The 291-nt window shown below is 69.1% G+C and carries 1 pseudogene; it reads left to right on the forward strand.

Annotated features, from left to right (window positions below):
• Positions 1–291 (forward strand): annotated as a pseudogene (locus ADK36_RS16480) (serine hydroxymethyltransferase); the annotation flags it as partial.

Below are 291 nucleotides of genomic sequence, written 5' to 3' on the forward strand. Positions count from 1 at the left end.
GCCTCCGCCAACCAGGCCGCCCTGTTCGCGCTGGCCCAGCCCGGCGACACCATCCTCGGCCTGGACCTGGCCCACGGCGGCCACCTCACCCACGGCATGAAGATCAACTTCTCGGGCAAGCAGTTCAATGTCGTGCCCTACCACGTGGACACCGATTCCGGTCTGGTCGACATGGCGGAGCTGGAGCGGCTGGCCAAGGAGCACCGCCCGAAGGTGATCATCGCGGGCTGGTCGGCGTACCCGCGCCGGCTGGACTTCGCCGAGTTCCGCCGGATCGCCGACGAGGTCGAG

Source organism: Streptomyces viridochromogenes (genome assembly GCF_001270495.1).
GTDB classification, from domain to species: Bacteria; Actinomycetota; Actinomycetes; order Streptomycetales; family Streptomycetaceae; genus Streptomyces; species Streptomyces viridochromogenes_A.